The sequence below is a fragment of the Novosphingobium sp. KACC 22771 genome (genome assembly GCF_028736195.1).
Taxonomy (GTDB): Bacteria; Pseudomonadota; Alphaproteobacteria; order Sphingomonadales; family Sphingomonadaceae; genus Novosphingobium.
Map to the genome: position 1 here is coordinate 1,759,277 of NZ_CP117881.1, position 15,132 is coordinate 1,774,408.

The following is a 15,132-nucleotide window of genomic DNA, read 5'->3' on the forward strand; positions in this document are numbered from 1 at the left end:
GCAGACGCCTGCCGGGCTTTTTGCTGTGGCCATGCCTTGGCCGCCTATCGCATCGCGGTCGCGGGCAATCCCGCTTTCCGTCCGATGGCCTCGATATAGGCCCGCACCGCCGCGGCCCTTTCGCCCGCCGGAACCGGGCGCCCCGGCGGTTCAAACCAGAGGGGGATGATGCCGAAATCCACGCTGCCATCCTCGTGCCAGATCACTTCGCCGATCATGCCGTTGACCGCCTCGGGATGAAACGGGGCGAGGGGGTAGGCCGGGTCGGGTTCAAACCCGAACAGTTTCTTGCGCCGTTCCACCCATTCGGCGCGGGCCGGATGGTCCTGCGCGGGCGAGAGCGCATGGGTGACGACGCAGGCATTGCCCAATCCGTGAAACACCGGGGCGCCGCCGATCGCCTCGATCCCGCGCGCGATATGGGCATGGTGGCCCACCACCACGCCCGCCCCGGCCGCGACCGCCGCCGCCGCCAGCGGGCGTTCATAGGGGGCCAGTTCAGCGGGTCTATGCGTGATCCCTTTATGCAGCGCGACGATGACCAGATCGGATGCCGCCCGCGCCGCGCGGATGTCCGCCTCCATCGCGGCCTGCGATGCAGGGTCGATATGGATCAGTTCGGCTTGCGGACGGCTGGGGCCGCCATCATCGGGCGTGATGCGGACATAGGCGCAGCCGGGCTTGCCCTTGCCCGCCCAGCTCAATTCCGGCCCCACGCAATTATAGCTGAGCAGGGCGATCCGCCGCGCGCCGGCGCTCAGAAATGCCGGCGCCCGCGCCGCGTCCAGATCCACCCCCGCCCCGGCATGGGCGATCCCGTTGCGATCCAGCCCCGCCATCGTTTCGGCCAGACCCACCGGGCCGCAATCCATCATGTGATTGCCCGCCATGCTGACCGCCGTGATACCGGCGCGGGCCAGCGCGTCGAGATGCGCCGGATCGGCGCCGGGGGCGGGGACATCGCCCGGAACCTCCTCCTGACAGGTCGTATAGGGCACCTCCAGATGTCCGATCACCACATCGCCCCCTCGCAGGATCGGCGCGATGCCCGACAGCCAGTGATCGGGTTCCGGCACATCAAGGATGAGATCGCCCACCAGCAGAATGCGCGTCGCGCTCATCCGATCACTCCCGCCTCGCGCAGGGTCGCAATCGCCGCTGCGTCCATGCCTATCTCGTCCAAAATCGCATCGCCGTCCGCGCCCAGCACCGGCACCGCGCCCGCATCATCGCCCGCGCAGAAATCCGGCCCCATGCCCAGACCCAGCACCGCCAGCGGCCGATCATGCCCCGGCAATTGTGCCTGCGCCATCAGCCTGCGCTGTGCCATATGGGGGTGGCTCAAAATATCGCCGATCTCGCTAATCCGCGCGGCGGGGACGCCCGCCTGCGTCAAGCGATCCTCCAACGCCTGCGCCGAATATTTCAGCATTTCCTGCGTCAGCCAGCCCTTGAGCGCGGCATAATGTTCCACCCGTGCGGCATGGGTGGCAAAGCGCGGATCGTGGATCATCTCGCCCGCGCCAAGAGCGGCGAACAGCGCCTCGATCTGATGCTGATGATTGGCGCCAAGGGCGATCCAGCCATCGGCGCATGCGTAATATTCCGCCGTGGCCACAAGGCGAAACCCGCGATTGCCCGTGCCCTTGGGCGAGGCCCCGGTATAGTCCCAGACCGAGGCGGCCCCGCCCATGATCTTGAGCGCCGCATCCAACATCGCCACGTCCAGTTTCTCGCCCGCGCCGGTCATATCCCGCCGCCGCAGCGCCGCCAGCACGCCCATCGCGCCAAGATAGCCGGTAAAACTGTCCACCACCGGAATGCCGATTTTCAGCGGACCATCGGCGGTGGCATTCATCATCGCCATGCCCGATGTCGCCTGCGCGATATGATCATAGGCGCCGCGATCCTTTAGCGGCCCGCTTTGCCCAAATCCCGAAAGCGAGAGCCAGATCAGGCGCGGATTGAGCGCGGACAAAACCTCATAGCCCAGCCCCAGCCGCGCCATCACGCCGGGCCGGAAATTCTCCGCCACCACATCGGCCCGCGCCGCCAGATCGCGCGCAATCTCCATCCCGCGCGGATCTTTAAGGTTCAGCGCCAGACTGCGCTTGCCCGCATTGACCGCGGCAAAGGGCACCGACATGCCCGGCAATCCGGCATGTTCGGTATAGTGGCGGAAATCATCGCCTTTCATCGGCGGCTCGATCTTGATGACCTCGGCCCCCAATTGCGCCAGCGTCATCGTCGCAGTCGGCCCGGCGATGGCATGGGTGAAATCCAGCACGCGAATGCCTGAAAGCGGCATCAATGTCTCTCTCCTGCGTCCAACGCCCCGCTGGCGGCAATCATGGCCGGGTCAAAGCCCAGTCCGGTCAGGATCGCCTGATTGTCGGCCCCGGCGTGTCCGGCGGGGCGAGGCGGCACGCTGCGCGTTTCGGACAGGCCAAAGGGCAGGCTCAATTGCGTCACCGGCTCTTGTCCGGGCAGGGCCACCTCCACGATCCGCCCGCGCGCGCGGTGGTGGGGGTGGGCAATCGCCTCGGCCATCGAATAGACCGGCATCGCCTGCGTATCGGATTGGGCCAGCAGCGCTGCCCATTCGTCGCGCGTTCGGGTTCGCATGAGCGTGGCGATCTGCTCCTGCATCGTCGGGTGCTGATCAAGCGCGTGCTGCATGGCGGCGAAATCGGGCCGCCCGATGGCGTCACAAAAACGCCGCCAATAGGTTGGCTCCATATCCGTGGTGCAGAGGAATTGCCCATCGGCGCATGCCCAGACCCCGCCCTTGGGGTGCCACGCGCCCGGCGGCGGTGCGGCATCGGGATCGTCATAGCGCCCCATCGACACCGCCAGCAGCGGCAGGCACGCATCCGCCATCGCCACATCCACATGCTGCCCCCGCCCGCTGCGGTCCCGCGCGGAAAGGGCCAGCAGCATGGCAATCGTCCCCTGCGCGCCGGTCAGCACATCGGCCACCTGCAATCCGGGCAGGCTTGGCGCGGGCAGGCCATTGAGCCGCGACAAGGCCCCCGCCAGCGCCAGCGCCAGCGGATCATGCCCGGCGCGCCCCGCCAGCGGTCCGCTCTGTCCGGCGAAACTGACCGAGAGATAGACAAGCTGAGGGTTGAGCGCGAGCATCCGCCCCGCGCCAAACCCCATGCCCTCCATCACGCCGGGGCGGTAATCCTCGATCAGCACATCGGCCCGCGCGATCAATTTCTCCAGCACGGGCCTCGCCGCCTCATGGCCGGGGTTGATCTTCAGGCTGCGCTTGCCGCGCGTATAGGAGGGGCGGGCGCGGCGGCGCAGCGCTGCGGCCTCATCCTCGTCGTGGCCGAACATCGCCTCGGCCTTGGCCAGTTCGCGCGGGTGCTCGATCCTTACCACATCCGCGCCCATATCGGCGGCCACCCATGAGGCATAGGCGGCGGGCAGGAAACGGCTGAAATCGACGATCTTGAGGCCGGTGAGGGCAGTCATCTTTGCGCCGCCCTCTGGCCCGCCGCGCCCTCGATAAAGGTCGTGATCGCGGCCTCGATCGCCGCGCCATCCTCGCCCTCGCGGTTGAAATTGTCGGCGGTCAGTTCCAGCACCGGAAAGCCCGCCTCGCGCAGCGCCCGCACCACAAAGGGATCGGCGTCCGACAGCGCCACTACGCCGTCAATCGTGTGGATCTGCGCCTCATGCACATACCACGGTCCGGCCCATGTCGGCATGCGCAGCTCATCGCCCATGGTGATGCAGCGCGAGGCCAAGGCGCGCAGCGCATCCTTGCCCTCAATATCGCGGATATAGCCATCGGCGGCCAGCGCCAGATACATCGACCAGACGAAGACCGCGCCGTGGCTTTCCTCCCATTTCTGGTAAAAGCCCATCTCGCTCCAAAGGCCCCGGCCCACCCACATCAGGCGGACCTTTTCGCCGGGGCAGGCGGCCAATCCAGCGTCGACCCGCGCCTTGACCTCCTCGTAAAACGCCTTGGCCGCATCGCGCGCCCATTGCGTGCCGCGATGCCATTGCGGCACCATCGTTGCGGGCATGGAATCGACGATGCCGATGGGGGCGGGCACGGTCTGCGCGATCAGGTTGCGGGTCTTGCGGTAATAATCCTCCTGTTCATTGACCAGATCCATCACGGCGCGGAAACGGGCCTCGTCAAAGCGGCGGCCGGTCTTGGCCTCGATGGTGGCGATCACCTCGCGCAGCTCCGCCGTCATCAGGTCGATGCGTTCGGGTTCGAGCGCTTCCTCCCAATGATCGGGCAAGCGGGCCCACCAATCGCCGTAAAGATCCATGCGCGGATCATTGCTCTTTTCATAGACGAAGGCCGCCGCACCCGTCACCTGCGCCCATTCGGCAAAGATGCGGGCGGTCGGCTCGCTGGTGGCTACGGCGTGGACGAAATCGGGCCGGGGCAACCCGCCCCATGGCGCGTTTTCAGCATCATCATCAAAGGCGGCGGCGATGCCTTGTGCGGAATAGGCCTCGACATTGGCGGGGTAGTGATGGTCGCGCAGCAGCGATTGGTATCGGCCCGATTGCTGCTTGGCCGCGACGATGGAGGCCCACCATTGGTTGACGACAAAGGGTATGTCGAGCGCGCGCAGGATTTCCTGCGGGGCATTGGCATTGGCCATGGCAAAGGGGCTGCCCGCCGCGACCTTGGCGCGCAGATCGGCAAACCATGCGCGCTGATAGGCGTTGAAACTGGCCACCGATTCCAGGGATTTGCGGCTGCGCTTTTCGCCCTTGGGCGATGCGGCGCGGGGTGGTTTGGGCGCGCGGGGCGGTTCGGCCTCTCCACGCAGGCGGGAAAGGAAACGCGCATCGGGCAGCGCGTCGCAGCGCAGCGCGGTAAACGGCATATTCGGCAGGGCGCGGCGGATCGCGGCCTCCTGCCAAGGCGCGGCCTCATCGCCGCCGATGGACAGGTGCAGCACCGCATCCGCCCCGCAGGCCGTGGCCGCAGAGGCGATCCGCTTTGCGCTCGTCACGTCGATGCGCGGGGGGCAGGGGCCATGGGCGAAACTTTGGCCCCATGCGTGATCCTCGCCCACGATGAGCCAGCCTTCGGCCTCGATGGCAGAATAGAGTTCAAGGCCCTCATGCGGGGTGCCGGTGATGAACAGGCGGCGCGCCGGAATTTCGGGCGCAGACACCAGTTCCACCAGCAGTTCTTCGAGCGCGGGATTGTAATCCGCCGGGTGGAGAATAGCTGAAGCGCCGATCACGGCCAGCGCGCCAGTGCCGCTGATCCTGCCCCGCCGCCGCGCCTCGCCCAGCGCGTCGAGCAGGTGGGCCTGATGGGCGAGCAGGGCTTGCGCATCCTCAGCCGGAGCCGTGCCAAGGCCCGCCAGCCAATCGCCCATCTGCGTCATGCGCGCGTCATTATAGGCCATGGATGCGGCGCGCGGCAGGTGCAGCCAATCGAGGAAATGCATGTGCCGGGGCACCGCCTCGCCCTGTCGCCCCAGTTCGCGCAGGGCGGCGAAGATCTGCGGCTGTTCGCCATCGGCGGCGGTGATCAGCAGCGGCGTGTCATCCCATGACAGGAGCGCTTCCAGCAGGCATTTGCCGCGATGGCCCATTGCGGCATGCCCCATCACGGCATCGGCGCGGGGCGTTGCCGCCAATCGCGGGGCGACCAGACGCACCGGCTGAAATCCGGCACCCAGCAAAGCCGCACGCGGCGCGTCAAAGCCCAAAGTGCGGATAACCGGCGCGCGGGCGGGAGCATTCGATGGATCTGAATAGGCCTGATGGAAGAAGGCAAGCATCAGATGACGCCTTCGCTTTTCAACCGCGCCACGTCCTCCGGCGAGAGGCCGAGATATTGCGCGTACACATCCTCATTGTGCTGGCCGATATAGACCGGCAGCGCATCATCGAAACCGGTGCTGGCGGCGGAAAACTGGATGGGGATGCCCGCCGTGCGCAGATCGACGTTCGAGCCATAAGTAGGGTGCTCGACCGCCATGGTTTCGTGGCGCTCGACCACGCGGGGGTCGACCAGCGCGTCCTCGGGGTGGCGCACCGGGGCGACGGGGACGCCGCGTTCCTCCAGCAGGCGGCAGACCTGCGCCACGGGCAACTGGCGGCTCCACGCGTTGATCGTGGCCTCCAGCACCTCGGCATTGGCCACCCGGGCGTCGCGGTTGGCAAAGCGGGGATCATCGCCAAGCTCGCGCTGGCCCATCGCATCGAACAGGCCCCGCGCAAGCGGTTCATGCACGGCCACCACCGCCACATAGCCATCGGCGCATTCAAACACGCCAAAGGGCGACAGGCGCTGAACCGTCAGGCCCGTGCGAGACGGCATCCCGGCCGCCGCCATGGCCGACCAGTTTTCGATGGCGACGAAAGAGGTGAGCGCGCCCAGCATGGACACATCCACATGCTGGCCGATGCCGGTGCGGTGGCGCTGTTCAATCGCGGCAAGGATGCCGATGACGGTGAAGACCGGGGCCAGCATATCGGCGATGGGAATGCCGATGCGGACGGGCGGATGGCCCGGTTCGCCGCTGGTGAACATTGCGCCCGACAATGCCTGGATGATGACGTCCATCGCCTTGCCCGAACGGTCATTCGCGCCAAAGCCCGACAGCGAGGCGAAGACAATGCGCGGGTTGACCTGCGCGCAGGCTTCATAGCCCACGCCCAGCCGGTCGGCGGTGCCCGCGGTGAAATTTTCCACCACGATGTCGGCCTTGGCCACCAGATCCATGAACAGCTTCTTGCCCTCTGGCCGCTTCAGATTGAGCGAGACGCCGTATTTGCCCCGCGCCCGCGTCAGGTGCGAGAGCGAGATGTCATCCTCATGCGCGCGTTCGACCATGATGCCGTCGCGGCCCAGATAGGGGCTGTTTTCGCGGGCAAGGTCGCCGCCCACCGGCTCCTCGATCTTGATGACCTTGGCCCCAAGCCCGGCCAGCAGCAGCGTGGCATAAGGCCCCGCCAGAGCGCGGGTGAGGTCAAGCACGGTCAGCCCTTCGAGAGGGCGGGTCTGGTCAGTCATGGGGCATATCCTTGGTGCAGCGGGTCTGGCCGCTGGCAATGAGGGCTTGGGCGGCGCGGAACACCGGCTCGCCATCAATGCCCACGGCCGAAAGGCGGCGGGCCTGATCCAGGGCAAAGCGGTTATACAGCGCATCGAAACGGGTCTGGTCGGCGGTGGGCAGGGGGAGGATCGTCACCCCGTGGTCGCGGGCAAAGGCGATCCCTGCCTTTTCCGCCCGTGCATTGTTGGCGTTCAATTGCGCCTCCCACTTGGGCTTGGCGGCATTGAGCACATTTTGCAGATCAGGCGGCAGGCGGCGCCAGGCGATGTCGGACATGGCCCGCGCGGGATATCCGCCACGGCTGAGGCGCAGCGTGGTGAAATAATGCGCCACTTCCGAGAAGTGCAGGCTCTTGATCGTGTCGGCGGGCGCCACCACGCCGTCGATCACGCCTTTGGCCAGCGCGGAATAGACCTCGGCCATCGGCATGTTGACCGGATCGGCGCCCAATGCGCGCAGCACGTCAATGGAATCGGTCTGGGCGCGCAGGCGCAGGCCCTTGAGGTCGGCCAATGTGCGCACCGGGCGGTTGCGCGTCATAATTCCGGGGAAATTGCCCCCCTGAACTGCCAGCACATGCAGGCCCGGCAATTCATGCGACAATTGCGGGAAACGCGCGGCCAGACAGTCATAGATGCTGACCTGATCCTCCATGGTTTTGACGCCGCCGTAAAAGCCCGCCTGCGCGCGTTGCAGATGGACCCCGCCGCGCGTGTAGATCGGCGTGATGAGGCCGATGTCGGCCAGACCATGGCGGATCTCGGTGATGCTCATGTCTGATGAAATCAGCGCGCCCGACCAATAGGGCTTGAACGCGATGCGCCCGCCGCTGTCCTTCTCCACCTGATGCATCCAGGCAATGTCGGCCTTGCTGAAAGGATGGGTGGGCGGATAGGGGCTGGCATAGGTCAGCGTGTATTCCGCTTTGGGCGCGGGCGAGGAGCAGGCGGTCAACAAGGCCACAAGCCCCAGAGTGAGAGTTTTGCGCATGGGATCAGGCCCCCATCATCTTGGGCAGCCACAGCGCCATGGCCGGAAAGGCAATGATCGCGCCCAGATGCAGAAAATCGGCGACGAGAAAGGGGATCACTCCCCGGAAAATCGTGCCCAGCGAAAGGTCCTTGGCCACGCCCTGAAGCACGTAGATGTTGAGGCCCAGCGGCGGGTGGACAAAGCCCAGTTCCATCGTGCGGACAAGGAAGATGCCGAACCAGATCGGACTGTAGCCCAAAGCCTCGGCAATCGGCAGGAATATGGGGGTGGTCAGCAGCATCAGCGCCACGCCGTCAAGGAAGCTGCCCAGCAGGAGCAGCACCAGCGTCATGACGATGATGGCCAGAACCGGGCTGGCGTGAAGGCCGATGACCGCGCCGGACATGGCCTCGGTAATGCCGGTGATCGAGATGAAGGTGGCAAACAGCATCGCCCCGATGATGATGACATAGATCATGCCCGCCGTGCGCAAGGTGGCATGGGCAGCCTGTTTCAGCGCGGCAAGGGCGAAGCCCCCGCGCAGCGCCAGCAGGCCCAGCGAGGCCACCACGCCCACCGATGCGGCCTCGGTCGGCGTGAACCAGCCGATCATCAGCCCGCCGATGACAAAGGTGATCATCGTGACGATATCGGCGATCTTGCCCAGCGCGCGCAGGCGCTCGCCCCATGTGGCGCGCGTGCTGGCCGGGCCGAGGGCGGGGTTGATCGTGCAAAGGATGATGATGGTGATGAGATAGGAAATCGCCTGCGTCGCCACCGGGATCAGCGAGGCGGCGAACAGCTTGCCGATGGATTGTTCGGCAATGATGCCAAACACGATCAGCGCCCCCGAAGGCGGCACCAGCGAACCCAGCGTACCGCCTGCGGCCAAAGCGCCTGCGGCAAAGCCGGGATGATAGCCAGCCTTGCGCATTTCGGGCAAAGCGACCGAGGAAATCGTGGCGACCGTGGCCAGAGAGGAGCCGGAAATCGCGCCAAACCCTGCGCAGCCGCCAATGGAGGCCAGCGCCAGACCGCCCCGCCGATGGCCGACAAAGCGCGCCGCCACAGCAAAGAAATCGCGGCTGGCCCCGGCGGCGAAACAGATATGCGCCATCAACAGGAACAGCGGCAGCACGCCCAGTTCATATTTTGAGATGACTTCATAGGAAACGACCCCGGCCTTGATGAGCGCGGCCTCCGGCGCGATCATCACCGCCATCCCGCCGATCCCCGCCAGCATCAGCCCGATGCCGATGGGAATGCCGCCGGCCAGCATGGCCAGCAGCAAGGCAATGCCGATCCCGCCAATCAGTTCGGGACTCATGCTTCGCCTCCATCATGGCGCAGCGCCTGATAGAGAAACAGCGCGGCGATGGCGGAGCCGGACAGCAGCCAGAGCGCGCGCAGCCAGCGGATGGGAATTTGCAGCAATTCTGTCATTTCATACCCGTGCCAAAGGTCGCTCATCACCCATGCCGTGCCGATGGCCACGGTGAGGAACACGGCCGCGCTGACCACCGACATGATCCGTCGCAGCAGGGCGGCGGTGGGGGCGGAAAGGCGCGATGTAACCATGTGAACGCTTGCATGATGGCGCTCAAGCGTGGCGTAAAGCATGGCCCCGGCGCCCAGAAAGACGATCCCCGTCTGGGTCAGTTCGATCGAGCCGAGCAGATGCAGCCCCAGATGACGCCCCGCCACCGCAATGAAATCCGATGACGCGGTCAATCCCAGGCCGACCGTGCCCAGCCCATAGGCGAGGCGACGCAATACAGAAGGTCTGGCTTCATCGCCATGGGCAACGCCATCTTGCGGTGGTGCGGGCATCTTGCTCTCTTCCCTTGGTGCCGGCTTGCTTGAACGGCCGGATCTTTGCGGCGGTGGCCCTTATGGACATCACGTTGACATCCCCTTGTGTCGGGCGTCTAATGGCCGAGTCACCGAGAAGGTAGATTAATTCAATCGTTGAATATGTCAACTAAATGGGATCGGGTTCGCGGATGAGTAAGGCAGAAACGGCAACTGGCGTGAAACTGGGGCGGCTGGGCGATTATGTCGGCTTTCGCCTGCGCCGGGTGCAAAATCAGCTCTCGCGCGATTTCGTCAATGCCACGGCCGATCGGGGGTTGCGTTCGGGCCTGTTTTCCTCGCTCGCGCTGATTTCGGCCAATCCGGGGATCTCGCAGGCCGAACTATCACGCGAAATTGCGATGGACAAATCGGTGACGGTCAGTTTGCTCGATGATCTGGAGCGCCGGGGCTGGGCCGCGCGCAAGCGTTCGACCCAGGATCGGCGGCGCCATGCGCTTTATATCACCCCCGAGGGTGAACGCGAGCTGGAGGAAATTTTCGCGGTTGTTTCAACTACCGAGAATGCTGTGCTGCACCAGCTTTCTCCTGCCGAATTGATGTTGCTCAGCGAATTGCTCGACCGGATGTATGCGGTGTGCGTGCGCGAAGAATAGTCGGCGCAAATGCTGCATTGCGGCGCATTGATCCTGAAAAAATATAGTTGACTCATTCAACCAATTTACGCATCTTCATCCTCAAGAACGAATACGTTCCGCCTGGCAAGGCCGAATCCGGTCACCAGCTTGTGAGGAGAGGAAAAGTGCCCCGCGTCACGCAGCACAGCGCATCCATCTCGCTCAGCGGACGATACGTGTAATCGCTTGCAATTTTCGGGAGGATGCCATGAACCATCGTAAGTTCCGCGCGGCCGTGCTGACAGGCACCGTGCTGGCCGGGGCGTTGTCTGCGCCTTTGGCATGGGCCCAGGACGCCGCCACCAACGCCGACATCATCGTGACAGGCAGCCGCGTGCGCGGCGAGGCGCCCATCGGTTCGACCGTGACGGCTCTGTCCAACGCCGACATCGCCGCCACGGGCCGCGTGACGATCGACCGCGCGATCCGCGATCTGCCGCAGGTGTTCGACCTTGGCGTTTCGGAAAATTCGCGCGGGCAATCGGGCGGTTCGGGCAATATCGTCTATTCCAACTCGATCAACCTGCGCGGAATCGGGCCGAATGCCACGCTGATCATCGTCGATGGCCACCGCGTCACCAACAACAGCCGCTCGATCGACCCGTCCACCCTGCCGACGCTGGGCGTTGAGCGGATCGAGGTTGTGGCCGATGGCGCCTCGGCCATTTACGGGTCGGATGCGGTGGCAGGCGTGGTCAACCTGATCCCGCGCCGCAGTCTCAACGGGCTTGAGGTTTCCATGCGCGGCGGCATTGCCTCGGACGGGGCCTATAATGAAAAGATGGCCGGGGCCGCCTATGGCCGCAAGTTCGACCGGGGCCAGTTCATGGTGGCCTATGAACATGTCGAAAAATCGAACCTCAACGGGTATGATCGCCCGTTCTTCACCTCGAACCAGACGCGCTATGGCGGCAATGACTATTCGGTCACGCGCTGCGCGCCCGGCACGATCACGGCGGGCGGCGTCAACTACGCCATTCCGGCGGGCGGCCTCACCAATCCTTCGCAATTGACCGCGGGCACCAGCAATCGCTGCGATGATCTGCAGGGGCAGGACCTGATCCCGCGCCAGAAATATGACTCGGCCAACATGACGGCCAATTTCAAGGCGACCGACTGGCTCGAATTCTTTGTCGACGGCTTCTATTCCTATCGCTCGTTCTACCGCCTGCCGGCCTACAGCAGCGCGTCCCTGACCGTGCCCCAGACCAATGCCTTCTTTGTCCGGCCCACCGGCTTTACCGGCACGTCCTATTCGCTGGGCTACAATTTCTCGAATGATGTGGCGCGCAATGCCACTTATGGCCATTCGGAAAGCTGGCAGATCACGCCGGGGGTCAAGATCAAGCTGCCCCGCAATTGGCAGTTCGAGGCATTGGTGGGCAAGGGGCGCACCTATGACATTTCGACCAGCACGCTGGGCACCAGCAATGCCGCGCTGAACGCTGCTCTGGCCAGCAGCAACCCGGCCACCGCCTTTGACCCCTATGGCCTTGGCCGCACGTCCGCGGCCACGCTGGCGGGCATTTTCAATCAGGTCTTCATCGCCCCCACCATCGGCCGCTTTGTCGGCTATGAGGCGCGGTTGAACGGGCCGCTGTTCAATCTGCCCGCCGGTCAGGTCAAGCTGGCCGCAGGCTATGAAGGTCAGGAATTCAACGTCTCGCTGGGCAGCCAGCGCGGCAATCCGGGCATTCCCTTCACCTGGACCAATCCGGGGCGGCGAGTGGATTCGGCCTATGCCGAATTGGTGATCCCGGTGTTTGGCCCCGAAAATGCGGTGCCGGGCCTGCAAAAGCTGGAGATCGATGCGGCGGTCCGTTACGACAAATATTCCGACGTGGGCGAGACCACCAATCCCAAATTCGGCGTCAACTGGAAGCCGGTGGAGAGCCTGACCCTGCGCGGGTCGTATGGCACATCCTTCCGCGCGCCGACCCTGCCGCAGATCTACGGCAATTCGAACGGCCTTTTCGTGCAGTCCTATCAGAATCCCACCGGCGGCACGCCGATCACCGGGGTCGCGCTGTCGGGCGGCAATCTCAATCTGAAGCCCGAAACGGCCACCACATGGTCGGTGGGCGCCGATTTCCAGCCGACCCGGCGGACCAAATTCTCGCTGACCTATTTCAACGTGGATTACAAAAATCAGGTCATCGCGCTGCTCTCGGATCTCTCGCTGCTCAACCGCGTGTCGCAATATGACGGCACGGGCCTGATCACGCAGGGCGCGGCGGCGGGCGCTCTGGCCGCGCAATATGCGGCGCAGGGGCTGATCGTTTCGGGCGCCTTCCCCGGCGGCAGTCCGAACAATGTGACCCTGTTTGTTGACGGGCGCAGCCAGAATTTGGGCCGGTCGATCACGCGCGGCCTTGATTTCACCGCCAGCCATGTGATCGACACCGACAAGGCCGGTCGCTTCACGCTGGCCGCCAGCGGCACCTATATGCTGGGCTACAAAACCCAGCAGGCCCCCGCCGCGCCCTTCATCAGCCAACTCAACCTGATCTTCCAACCGTTGCGGTTCCGCGCCCGCGCCAGCATCAATTGGGAAATGGAGCGTTGGGGCGTGCTGCTGCGCGCAACGCATGTTGGCGGATACACCAACAATGCCATTGCCACGGCCCAGGCGGTGAAAAGCTATACGCCGATTGATGCGGTGATCAATTTCAAGGTGGGCGAAGCGGAAAATCCGTTCAACCTTGGCCTTGAAATCCGCAATGTTTTCAACATTAAACCGCCCTATGTCAACATTGCCCCCAGCGCGAACGGCAGCGGCGGCTATGACGCCACCGCATCCGACCCGATCGGCCGCCTGATCGCGGTCAGCGCGCGGAAGAAGTTCTGATGCGCAGCCTTCTGTTGGCCGGCGCGATGGCCCTGGCCTTTGCGGGGGCGGGCGGTGTAGCGGGGGCGCAGGCTCCCGTCGCACTGGTGCCTGCCGCTGCTGCGTCCAGCTTTGGCCATTATCAACCGCCCAAGGCCTATAGTTCTCAGCTCCGTCAAAGCTTTTACGTGCGGATGCGTGACGGCACGCGTCTGGCCGTCACGGTGGCCCGCCCGGCGGTGGATGGCAAACCGGCCGAGGGGCGCTTTCCCGTCATCTGGCACCACACATTGTCCGCCACGCAGGAGGCCGCCGATGGCACCGGCCCGCGCGCGGCGGGGTTCCGCTCAATCCCGGGCCTGACCGATTACGGCTATGTCGTGGTGCAGGTCGCCCGGCGCGGCAATGGCCAGAGTTTCGGCACGATGCGCGGATACCACGAGCGCAACGAAGATGCCGACGCCTATGAGATGATCGACTGGCTGGCCGATCAGCCATGGTCAAACGGCATAGTCGGCCAATATGGCTGTTCAAACACCGGCGATGCGGCGGTTCATGCGATGACGGGCGGCAATCCGCATCTGAAAGCCGTATTCGCGGGCTGTTTCAGCTGGAACAAATATGACGCGATGCGGCGCGGCGGGATCTTTGCCCAATGGGGCACCGGCCCCACCCGCACCATCGAGCAGGACATGGCCATCACCCCCATCGATGGCGATGAAAACAAGGTCATGCTGCGCAAGGCCGCCGAGGAGCATCAGCGCGCCACGCCTTTGTTCGAACTGTGGAAATCGCTGCCCTATCGCGACAGTTGGGCGCCCAGCGTGCAAAGCACCTTTTGGGCCGAGGGCAGCGCGTCCTCCTATGCCAACCAGATGCGGCGTTCGGGAACGGCGCTTTATGTCGTGGGCGGATGGCGCGATGAATTGCGCGATCAGGGGCTGATCACCTTCCTCAACATTCCCGGCACGCATATCCTGATCGGTGACTGGCTGCATTGCCAGAACGATGGCTTTGGCCTTGTCGAAGAGGCGCATCGTTTCTTTGACCGCCACCTGAAGGGCATCGACACCGGCATCGACCGCGATCCGCCGATCCATTACTTTACGGTCGGAAGCGGCGAATGGCGCAGCGCGACCCAGTGGCCCTTGCCGCAGGCGCCGCAGACCAGCTTTGCCATCACCGCGAAGGGTCTTGAAACCGCCTCCACCAAACCGGCGCCGCTCACCACCAGCTTTGCTGTCGATTACGCCACGCCCTGCGTGGGCGAAGGCGGCGGCCCCACGATGCAGCCATGCCATCCCAAGGGGGCGGGATATTCTGTGGCGGGCAAGGCTCTGGCCGCGCCGGTTGAGGTGACGGGCCATGGTCTGGCCGATGTCTGGATCGCGGCCGACACGCCCGATGCCAATCTCTTCCTCATGCTGGAGGATGTTGCGCCCGACGGCAGCGTCAAGGTCGTGACGGAGGGGCGGCTCAAGGCAAGCCTGCGCAAGACCGACAAGGCGCCATGGGCCTTGCCCGGCCTGCCGTGGCATCGCGCCTATGCAGAGGATGCGCAGATGCTGAAACCGGGCGAGCCGGTGCGGATGCAGTTCGACGTGATGCCCACCTCCTATGTCTGGGCCAAGGGGCATCGCATCCAGTTCACCTTTGCCGGATCGGATTACCGGGAAAGGGCGCGCAATGCCAATGCGCAACCGGCGCGCATCACCCTGATCAGCGATGCGGCCCATCCATCAAGTGTCAGCCTGCCTATCGTCAAACCCTGAACCGGCCCCGT

Annotated in this window: 11 protein-coding genes; 3 read left to right on the forward strand and 8 right to left on the reverse strand. The window is 64.7% G+C overall.

Annotation, left to right across the window (positions count from 1 at the left end; translation table 11 throughout):
• Positions 1 to 44 precede the first annotated feature (44 nt).
• Genes PQ467_RS08050 through PQ467_RS08085 form a run of 8 tightly spaced genes read right to left on the reverse strand, consistent with a single transcriptional unit; the run spans position 45 to position 9,863 of the window.
• On the reverse strand, positions 45 to 1,121 hold the full coding sequence (locus PQ467_RS08050) for a CapA family protein (RefSeq protein WP_274175974.1): 1,077 nt from the start codon (positions 1,119 to 1,121) through the stop codon (positions 45 to 47).
• Positions 1,118 to 2,308 carry a CaiB/BaiF CoA transferase family protein gene (locus PQ467_RS08055; RefSeq protein WP_274176113.1) on the reverse strand — a complete coding sequence of 397 codons (1,191 nt, stop codon included), beginning with the start codon at positions 2,306 to 2,308 and terminating at the stop codon, positions 1,118 to 1,120. Before PQ467_RS08055 ends, PQ467_RS08050 begins: the two co-directional genes overlap by 4 nt.
• Entirely contained in the window at positions 2,308 to 3,483 is a 1,176-nt protein-coding gene (locus PQ467_RS08060; RefSeq protein WP_274175975.1) for a CaiB/BaiF CoA transferase family protein, read from the reverse strand. The genes PQ467_RS08055 and PQ467_RS08060 overlap by 1 nt, the downstream gene beginning before the upstream one ends.
• On the reverse strand, positions 3,480 to 5,780 hold the full coding sequence (locus tag PQ467_RS08065) for a 2-hydroxyacyl-CoA dehydratase family protein (protein WP_274175976.1): 2,301 nt from the start codon (positions 5,778 to 5,780) through the stop codon (positions 3,480 to 3,482). Before PQ467_RS08065 ends, PQ467_RS08060 begins: the two co-directional genes overlap by 4 nt.
• On the reverse strand, positions 5,780 to 7,018 hold the full coding sequence (locus PQ467_RS08070) for a CaiB/BaiF CoA transferase family protein (protein ID WP_274175977.1): 1,239 nt from the start codon (positions 7,016 to 7,018) through the stop codon (positions 5,780 to 5,782). The genes PQ467_RS08065 and PQ467_RS08070 overlap by 1 nt, the downstream gene beginning before the upstream one ends.
• Positions 7,011 to 8,051, reverse strand: a complete 1,041-nt coding sequence (locus tag PQ467_RS08075; RefSeq protein WP_274175978.1) for a TRAP transporter substrate-binding protein — start codon at positions 8,049 to 8,051, stop codon at positions 7,011 to 7,013. The genes PQ467_RS08070 and PQ467_RS08075 overlap by 8 nt, the downstream gene beginning before the upstream one ends.
• A gap of 4 nt (positions 8,052 to 8,055) precedes the next feature.
• Positions 8,056 to 9,360 (reverse strand): TRAP transporter large permease, encoded by a 1,305-nt coding sequence (locus PQ467_RS08080; RefSeq protein ID WP_274175979.1) that lies wholly within the window; start codon positions 9,358 to 9,360, stop codon positions 8,056 to 8,058.
• Positions 9,357 to 9,863: a TRAP transporter small permease gene (locus tag PQ467_RS08085; protein ID WP_274175980.1), complete on the reverse strand. Its 507-nt coding sequence runs from the start codon at positions 9,861 to 9,863 to the stop codon at positions 9,357 to 9,359. The genes PQ467_RS08080 and PQ467_RS08085 overlap by 4 nt, the downstream gene beginning before the upstream one ends.
• A 173-nt stretch (positions 9,864 to 10,036) precedes the next feature.
• Here PQ467_RS08085 and PQ467_RS08090 point away from each other — a divergent pair, with 173 nt between their 5' ends.
• The 3 genes from PQ467_RS08090 (at position 10,037) to PQ467_RS08100 (ending at position 15,121) form a co-directional block, all read left to right on the forward strand.
• Positions 10,037 to 10,501, forward strand: coding sequence for a MarR family winged helix-turn-helix transcriptional regulator (locus PQ467_RS08090; protein WP_274175981.1), 465 nt, complete (start codon positions 10,037 to 10,039; stop codon positions 10,499 to 10,501).
• A gap of 229 nt (positions 10,502 to 10,730) precedes the next feature.
• Positions 10,731 to 13,370 carry a TonB-dependent receptor plug domain-containing protein gene (locus PQ467_RS08095; RefSeq protein WP_274175982.1) on the forward strand — a complete coding sequence of 880 codons (2,640 nt, stop codon included), beginning with the start codon at positions 10,731 to 10,733 and terminating at the stop codon, positions 13,368 to 13,370.
• Positions 13,370 to 15,121: a CocE/NonD family hydrolase gene (locus tag PQ467_RS08100; RefSeq protein ID WP_274175983.1), complete on the forward strand. Its 1,752-nt coding sequence runs from the start codon at positions 13,370 to 13,372 to the stop codon at positions 15,119 to 15,121. Before PQ467_RS08095 ends, PQ467_RS08100 begins: the two co-directional genes overlap by 1 nt.
• The last annotated feature ends 11 nt before the right edge of the window (positions 15,122 to 15,132 follow it).

Coding starts and splice junctions, on each gene's coding strand:
- PQ467_RS08080 (WP_274175979.1), bottom strand. CDS start 9,360: ATGAGTCCCGAACTGATTGGCGGGATCGGCATTGCCTTGCTGCTGGCC.
- PQ467_RS08085 (WP_274175980.1), bottom strand. CDS start 9,863: ATGCCCGCACCACCGCAAGATGGCGTTGCCCATGGCGATGAAGCCAGA.
- PQ467_RS08095 (WP_274175982.1), top strand. CDS start 10,731: ATGAACCATCGTAAGTTCCGCGCGGCCGTGCTGACAGGCACCGTGCTG.
- PQ467_RS08075 (WP_274175978.1), bottom strand. CDS start 8,051: ATGCGCAAAACTCTCACTCTGGGGCTTGTGGCCTTGTTGACCGCCTGC.
- PQ467_RS08065 (WP_274175976.1), bottom strand. CDS start 5,780: ATGCTTGCCTTCTTCCATCAGGCCTATTCAGATCCATCGAATGCTCCC.
- PQ467_RS08060 (WP_274175975.1), bottom strand. CDS start 3,483: ATGACTGCCCTCACCGGCCTCAAGATCGTCGATTTCAGCCGTTTCCTG.
- PQ467_RS08090 (WP_274175981.1), top strand. CDS start 10,037: ATGAGTAAGGCAGAAACGGCAACTGGCGTGAAACTGGGGCGGCTGGGC.
- PQ467_RS08050 (WP_274175974.1), bottom strand. CDS start 1,121: ATGAGCGCGACGCGCATTCTGCTGGTGGGCGATCTCATCCTTGATGTG.
- PQ467_RS08070 (WP_274175977.1), bottom strand. CDS start 7,018: ATGACTGACCAGACCCGCCCTCTCGAAGGGCTGACCGTGCTTGACCTC.
- PQ467_RS08100 (WP_274175983.1), top strand. CDS start 13,370: ATGCGCAGCCTTCTGTTGGCCGGCGCGATGGCCCTGGCCTTTGCGGGG.
- PQ467_RS08055 (WP_274176113.1), bottom strand. CDS start 2,308: ATGCCGCTTTCAGGCATTCGCGTGCTGGATTTCACCCATGCCATCGCC.